This is a genomic window from Streptomyces sp. NPDC055078 (genome assembly GCF_053607985.1).
Genome location: NZ_JBSGUP010000420.1, coordinates 1 through 7,200 on the forward strand (window position 1 = coordinate 1; position 7,200 = coordinate 7,200).

The 7,200-nt window shown below is 69.3% G+C and carries 7 protein-coding genes and 1 pseudogene; 5 read left to right on the top strand and 3 right to left on the bottom strand.

Annotation, left to right across the window (positions count from 1 at the left end; all coding sequences use genetic code 11):
• Nucleotides 1–227 (bottom strand): annotated as a pseudogene (locus ACWF94_RS27965) (hypothetical protein); the annotation flags it as partial.
• 473 nt (nt 228–700) lie between these two features.
• Here ACWF94_RS27965 and ACWF94_RS27970 point away from each other — a divergent pair.
• The 5 genes from ACWF94_RS27970 to ACWF94_RS27990 all read left to right on the top strand — a co-directional run bounded on the left by ACWF94_RS27970 (nt 701) and on the right by ACWF94_RS27990 (nt 4,913).
• Nucleotides 701–2,227, top strand: coding sequence for a helix-turn-helix domain-containing protein (locus ACWF94_RS27970; RefSeq protein WP_453494243.1), 1,527 nt, complete (start codon nt 701–703; stop codon nt 2,225–2,227).
• The gene (locus ACWF94_RS27975; RefSeq protein WP_453494246.1) at nt 2,224–2,793 is read left to right on the top strand and encodes a helix-turn-helix domain-containing protein; all 570 of its coding nucleotides are present in this window, start codon (nt 2,224–2,226) and stop codon (nt 2,791–2,793) included. The genes ACWF94_RS27970 and ACWF94_RS27975 overlap by 4 nt, the downstream gene beginning before the upstream one ends.
• 330 nt (nt 2,794–3,123) lie before the next feature.
• Entirely contained in the window at nt 3,124–3,834 is a 711-nt protein-coding gene (locus ACWF94_RS27980) for a ParA family protein (protein WP_453494249.1), read from the top strand.
• Nucleotides 3,831–4,487 (top strand): hypothetical protein, encoded by a 657-nt coding sequence (locus tag ACWF94_RS27985; RefSeq protein ID WP_453494252.1) that lies wholly within the window; start codon nt 3,831–3,833, stop codon nt 4,485–4,487. Before ACWF94_RS27980 ends, ACWF94_RS27985 begins: the two co-directional genes overlap by 4 nt.
• Before the next feature lie 114 nt (nt 4,488–4,601).
• A complete protein-coding gene (locus ACWF94_RS27990; RefSeq protein ID WP_453494255.1) occupies nt 4,602–4,913 on the top strand; it encodes a hypothetical protein in 312 nt (103 codons plus the stop codon).
• A gap of 336 nt (nt 4,914–5,249) precedes the next feature.
• Here ACWF94_RS27990 and ACWF94_RS27995 read toward each other — a convergent pair whose 3' ends face one another.
• Together ACWF94_RS27995 and ACWF94_RS28000 are read right to left on the bottom strand one after the other, a co-directional pair.
• Nucleotides 5,250–6,551 carry a DUF2867 domain-containing protein gene (locus ACWF94_RS27995; protein WP_453494258.1) on the bottom strand — a complete coding sequence of 434 codons (1,302 nt, stop codon included), beginning with the start codon at nt 6,549–6,551 and terminating at the stop codon, nt 5,250–5,252.
• Nucleotides 6,469–7,146, bottom strand: a complete 678-nt coding sequence (locus ACWF94_RS28000) for a TetR/AcrR family transcriptional regulator (protein WP_453494261.1) — start codon at nt 7,144–7,146, stop codon at nt 6,469–6,471. The genes ACWF94_RS27995 and ACWF94_RS28000 overlap by 83 nt, the downstream gene beginning before the upstream one ends.
• Nucleotides 7,147–7,200: the final 54 nt, after the last annotated feature.

Sequence of the window (7,200 nt, forward strand, 5' to 3'; positions counted from 1 at the left end):
GTCGGGCCGGGTTTGGTGACGGTGACCGTGGGTGCCGCTGCCGCTGCCGCAGGTGCCGTAGGCGTCGCGGTGACGGTTGCCGTGGCGGTGACCGCCGGGGTGACGGTCGGGTCGGGGAGCGGTTTTGTGGCCGCGGCGGGCGAACGGTTGTCGTCCGGCCCGGTGGTACTGCCGCAGCCGAAGCCGAGGAGCATGAGCAGCGCGCCACCGGCGTAGACCCGCTTCATCTTCCGCAGTGGCCGTTGCGTTCCGGCGGGTCGCCGGGGAGCGGAGGGTGAGTTGGGTGTGTACGGGTTGTACATCTGGCGCACCTCTCTGACCTGCACCGATGGGAGTCGTATCGGCTGTGACCTGCTAGGACGGGTTGCAGAGGCGATCGGAGGCAGTCAGAGGAAAGCGCTCTGATTCGACCCCGATTCGACCCGGGGTGCTCGGAGGCAGTCAGGGGCAGTCGCCCCTTTCTGGCTCCGGGCCCGGGTCGATCGGTGCCGGTCAGCGGCTGGACCTCTGACTGGCTCTGTGTCGACTCCGGTCGAGCCGCGTTGGGGACGCCTGCCTCCGGCAGGAGCCAGGCATACGAAAGCCCCCAGGATTGCCGTCCTGGAGGCTTCGCTGGCACCGATTGGAGGTCGGTTCCGGACACCACCGCTGGTTTCAGCGGCCTCGGTGGCGTCCACGTCTTTGAGAGACGGCCCCCAGAATGCCACACGGCTCGCCTGCTCCGCACGGCCCCAGCGAGGCTTTCCTTCCCGCTCGCACCCGCCCAGAGGCAATCACAGGCACTCACTCGGCAGCTCTCGGGCTGCACCACCTGCCCAGCGGTGCGGCCGACCTGGTCCTCCTCGGCGACCTCACCGGGCGGTACGCGACGGGCAGTTACACCCGGCTCGCCGTCGACCGCCGGTCCGTCTCGCTGCGCGGGGACCGCCAGGGCGCGTCCGACCACGGTCACCGGGTCACCGCAGCCATCGCCTGCCACGTCGCACGCGCCGACGGAACGCTCGGCAGCCTGACCCGCCTGCTGCTGCACCCCGACCACGAGGGAGGCCGCCATGTCCGGAACATCGCATTGCGGTCCGGGCATTCACGGGCGCACAGCTACGTCCAGCGCGTATGGGCCAGCGCCCGTGCCGCGGTCAGGAACACCGCGGTCGTGGAGTCCCGCCACCACGCGTACGAGGACCTCGCAGCCCTTCGCACACGGATAGAGACCACCCCGTGGCGCGGCGCACGCGGCCGGACAGCACTGAGGGTCCTCCGCGCTCACCTGAACTTCGCCGAGATCGCCGGCGGGCGTCGGCACGCGTCCAGCGAGCGCCAGGCAGCCGAGGAGGCGGGGCTCTCCCGGCAGACCCTGCGCAACGCCTACGAGACCGTCCTGAAGCCGGGTGGCTGGCTCCACCGGCTGCGCGTCGGTCACGGCACGAAGGGCTCCGTCTGGTACCTCGGCGATGGCCACAGCAGCACTCCTCAGTCTCGCGACAGGACCACTCAGTGCCCCCCCGACCCGGCACTTGAGGAGTGGTCTGCCCCTGGGACGGAAGTCACGGCCGACATCGACTCCACCGTGCTCAGTCGCCTCATGGGCCGCGACGCCTTCGCCCGCCACGGTCTCGGCAGTTCGGCTCTCGTGATCATCGCCGCCCTGCACGCCCGCCCACATCAGACCATCAGAGAGCTGACGGGCAGTTCCTCGGTTTCCCGTGCCTCGGTGTACAGGGCGCTCGCTCGACTCAGGGCACTCGGGCTCGCGCGACAGACCGCGGAGACGTGGGATCTGGCACCGCGGGCTCTCGAAGGCTTGGGCTACACCGACCAGGTAGTCCACGGTTCCACCGCGCTCCCGGGCCAGGGGTGGGACGACATCGCACGCCAGTGCGGCACGGCAGGTGTCGCGGCCGTGCGCGTGGCACGCCACGCTGCCGAACGTACGGCGTACCGCGAGGTCCTGGACCTGCGTGACGGGCGTCGCCGCAAGGCCACGGTGATCGTCCGCGAAGACGGCCGGCAGGTCCTGGTGCCTGCCGTTCGCGGCGATGAGGTTCCCCCCGCGTGGCGCGCGCCCGACGGAGCCGTACTCGACCCCGCGACGGGGTGCCCCGATCCCGAATGGCGGGTCGCCTCCGACGGCCGTCTGATCCTCATCACCTCTGCTGACCAGTGCACATACGACGAGCTGGTCAGCCAGTACGCCGAAGCCCTCAACGACTGGGAGTCAGCCGCATGAAGCCTCAACAGCCAAACCCGACATCTGGCCACGCGCAGCTCACCGCACACGAGTTGCGAGCCCGCTACGAGGACGGTGCCACGATCCGGGAGCTGCAGTCCATGACGGGAATCTCGCATGGCACCGTCTGGAACCGGCTCCGCGACGCCGGGACCGTTATGCGCAGCCCGTACGAGACACGGCGGATGCGCATGGATCCCCGTCGGGTCTCGGCGCGGCGCAACCTGGCCAAGCGTCTGCGCACGCTCTACGAGAACGGGGCGACGATTCAGGAGCTGACCGAGGTCTGCCGCCGCTCCGACCGGACCGTCCGCCGACTGCTGGCCGAGGCCGACTGTCCCCCGCGCACGGCGTCGGCGACGCGGCGGCTGCGGTCTGCGGCGGCGCGGCAGCAGCTGATGGATTCGCTCCAGGAGCGCTACGAGGCGGGCGAGCAAGTGGTCGATCTAGCGGCCGAGAGCGGCCGGTCGGAAAGCACCATCTACCGACTGCTCCGGCAGGCAGCGGCTTCGAGGCGCACCGGGCGCGGCTCCCGCCGATTGCCTGACGCTCATGAGTCGGCGTGACCCCGCTGTGCGGGCCTGCCCGCGGATTCGTCTCCGTGGCCCACAGCGGGGTAGCTGTCGATTCGGCCGCGCGCGTGTGGACTCCGTCTCAACGATCGCCGCCGGGGTGCCCGCCCCCGGCCCGGACGAAGGCCCGCCCCCAGGCAGGTGCCCGGCCGAACGCGAGAGCACCGCCCTCATTTCCGGACACCGACGATGCGGTCGGGAGTGCAACGCCGTCCCCACCCAGCCATTCAGAGCGGTGGAAGCGGAACCCGCTCCACTCCCGCCGCATCAGCCGACGGTTTCCCGACAGCGAGTACACCACCACTCACAGGAGTTGAAGCACACGTGAAGGAACTTACCCGCCACACAACCCTCGCAGGCGTCGCCACCGTATGGGGCGACGACGGCGGCCTTGTCCTGGCGATCGTCATTGTCATCGGGATGCTCAAGGGCGGTACCGCCAAGACCACCTCGGCCTGGTTCATCGCTCTGTACTACGCCGTGGTCCTGGGCAGGAAGACCCTCTTCCTGGATGCCGATGCCGGGAGCCAGTCGGGCTACGACTGGTTCAAGGTCGCGCAGGCCGATGGATTTGAGATTCCGGTGAATCTGACCGTCGAGCGGTACCCGTTCGAGGACATCGCCGAGTACATCCGGGAGAAGCGCAAGGAGTACGACGCGATCGTGGTGGACGTCGGAGGCGGCAGCAGGACGATCTTCCACGAGGCGGTCACCGTCGCGGACCGGCTGATCGTGCCTGTCGCCCCGCACAAGATCGAGACCCGCAAGCTCGCCGCCACGTTCGACGAAGCCGAAGCGGCCAGTGCCCGCAACGACCGTGAGGTTACGGCCCACGTGGTCCTGGTCAAGTGCGACGACCGGACGAGCCTCCCCAGGAAGGCCCGGGAGGCGCTGCTCGACCCCGAGGACGGCAGTGCACCGTTCCCGGTCACCCAGACGAAGATCCACTCCTGGGTGCACTACATCGAGGCTTTCGGCGAGATACCCACCGAGCTGAGCGAGTACGGGGCGCTTATGAAGGAGCTCAACGCATGACCGACCAGATGAAGCCCCCGCCCCGGCGCCGCAGCGGTGGCCGCGTACTCGGCGGAGCGAAGAAGCCGCAGAACCCGGCACCCCCGCCGGCGGCCGAACTGACCAGGAACCAACTCGCAGCCGAGCAGTCCGGCGCCCCCGGAGCGGGAACAACCACCGCCATCCCGGAGGTCGTACAGGAGCCGACGCCGCCTGCCCACTTCTCGGTGGAGCCGCGCGAAGCGGTCGATCCGGTGGAATCTTCCACAGAAGGCGGGAACTCTGTTCAGGTCGGCATCGCAACGCAGTCAGAGCGTCCCGCCGAGATCAGCGTTCGCTCTCAGCCTTCCGAGCTTGTTGCGAAAGGCAACCCGTTCCCCGGGGCGACTGCGGACAGCGGGAGCACGAACGGCAATACACCTTCCGAGCCCATGGAAGACGACAACGGTCGCTGGATCCGGGGCGCGGGCCGTCCCCAGGAGCTTCCCACCACCGCAGCCGTCCTGAACCAACGCCACATCGCTCGCGAGTCACTCGACATCTCCGCTCCGGTCCAGCTCCGCCTCAAGAAGCGGCTCAAGCGGCTGGCCCTGGACAACGAACTGGATCACTTGCCCCTGTCGGACGTCGTCGCGGTGCTACTGGACGAGGCGCTCACCGCCCACGGCTTCTGAGATCACACAGTCGGGGGCGGCCACGGCCACCAGACCCCGGCCGCCCCCGGCCGACTATTCCCCTAGCTGACTAGGCGGCTAGCTAGCCGCCTAGCGATCTTCCCGGAGATCCCCATGACCGATCTCTCCGAGCACGCACGTCGGCTCCGCCATATTGCTGACGCGCTCGAAGCCCAGGCCCAGCCCACCCACGACGCTCTGGCTCCCCACCCCGCCACCCTGCTCCTCATCAACAGTCGGCAGGCCACGCGCGGGCAGGTCAACTACGCGTTGCCCAAGGACCTCGACATCCAACGCCGCATCCGCCACTACCACGCCGACCACGGAACACAGCCAGGAGATATCGCAGCCCTCGCTCTGGACGCCTGGCTCCGGGCGAAGGGATACCCGCCGAACCAAACGAGCACCGGACCCGCCGACGGATGAGTTCGAGTAGCCGACGGGAGGGAAGGGGGGAATCCGTGGCCGGATTCTGAACCACGACCGCACTGCCCAACTGCTCCGGGGCTGGCCGTCAGCCGTGGCGGAATGGCCGACCTGCCGAAGCGCAGGCGTGAAGGCGGCAGGGCCACCAGCGGATTCGACCCCGGGTAGGACGCCGCTGTGGACGGGAACGGCAGCAGCCGGGTCGCCGCCGGTAGAGCTGCCGTTCTCGAACGCGATGTCATAGAAGGAGTGACCCGGCGCACCCACGAGTGGCTTGGCCGAATCAGGCAGGACCTGTGCCGTCCGCGCAATCTCGCCGTACTTCGCGGACGGGATTCATCGGCGCGGCCTCGGCTGCTGAACCTTGTGCGCGTCGCGCAGCAGGTCGGGCGCCAGGCGGCGGTGTACCGAGGACAGCGGCGACCAGATGCGTGCCGCTATCGGCCGGTCGTAGCGGACGATCGTGGCCAACGACACCTGCTCGTCATCGACCTGGACGACGAGGTGGGCGGTCAGCATCCAGGAGTGGGCTTCGAGCCTGATCCCCCTGTCGCTGCGGTCAGCGATCCTCCATCCGGCCACGTGGTCCGGTGATGCCCGCCGCTTCAGACGCAGGCCGAGAAGTACCCGCCAGATGAATTGGCCCTGGAGGCCCGCGACGTCTTCGAACGCCGCGCGGGCCCACTGCTCCGGTGACCTGTCTGAGGCGTCATGCGTGATGAGCGTGAAGACGTCGATGTAGTCGGGGTCGGTCGGACTGAGAGCGCGGACCGCCTGGGGAATGTCGTGCTGTTGACGTACGGTCAGCGCGCGATCATCCCTGTTCGCCCCGTCTCGGCGGACGGGACGGTTGCTTTCTGGGTCCACCTTCATCTCCTTGACTTCCCTCGGAAACTTGCCTCGGGCGAGTCCGAGTAGCGGCGTCTTCATCGGCCGGCAGGGGACGGTCTTGGTCTTGCCGAGGTGCCCGCACGTCAGGTCGGTTACGACCCGCCGCCCCCGTCCGATCATGCGCATCAGCGCCGGGTACACGATCAGGTACCGGAACGGCAGGATCGCGGCCAGGTAGATCCTGCCGAGCAGGCCGTTCGGTTCACGAGCACGGTCATCTGGCCTCGGGTAGCCGCCGGAGTCGTCCGGGACACAGCCGATGTGCATCACGGTGTGCACGGTGTTGTCGGCGCTCTCGGCCGTCCACTCGGTGCCCGTCAGGCAGACCGAGGTGAACGGCACGGACTGGAGATCCGGCCCGCACGGACCCTCGCGCAGATCTTCCGGCAACCGGTTACGCAGCGGCGGCACCCGGGAGCCGACGCCGGAGTCGGCCTCGTCCCAGCCGAACAGCTTCCCGAGTGCCGGCGGATCGCGAAGAGGACACGGGCGACAGGGGAGAACGGGTTCGGGCCGTCGTCCTTCGCGAACCACTCCACCAGCAGCGGAAGGTCGCCGGGGCCGCCTGGCGTCGGCAGGACCCAGACGTCCCCGGCGCGGAAGTCCGGGGCGGTCTCGTGGATGCGCCGGTGACGGGACGTGTGCGCGGTCTTCGGGATCCTCATCAGGGATCCTCCGTCCGGTCGGGGGCAGCGGGGTCGAGTCCGAGCACGCCGGCGACGGCGCGTTCGGCGAGCAGCTCGTCATGCGGGGCCTGGCCGGCCAGGGCGACGACGGTTCCTTCAAGGGCGCCGACGAAGGCGAGCGCGAGAGTACGGGCCGGAGGGCCGGACGGGATCGTTCCCGCCGCGCGGCCCGCGTCGATGAGCTGGACGCAGTGGGTGACGAGCTCGTCGTAGCTCCGCTCCACCTCGCGCCCGACGGGATGGTCCTGCCCGGTGAACTCCAGCCGCAGCGCGATCGCCATGCGGGCGAAGTCGCGTCGGCAGAAGACGGCGTGTCCGCGCGCCATGGCCAGCAGCGCCGCGACGGGCTCCGACTCCTGGCCGACGAGGCTGCCCACCTCCTGCTCCCAGGTGTCGAGGATCCACTGGAGGGCGGCCAGGGTCAGGTCCTGCTTGTCCTTGAACTGGTGGTAGAGGGCGCCCCGGGTGTACCCGGCGTCGCTCGCCACCTGCTCCAGCACGAGGTTGCCGTAGCCGCACCGGGACAGGCCCCGGGCAGCGGACGCCAGCAGGGCGCCGCGGGTCTGCGCGCTGCGTTCGGCCTGGCTGGAACGGGGACGACTGGCCGAGCCCTGCCCTGCTGACCGGTCCGGACCCGACTTATTTCGTACATGCATGTATGTATGTTAGCGGGGGTCGCTGTCCGCGGCCAGGACGGCACCGCCGTCCGG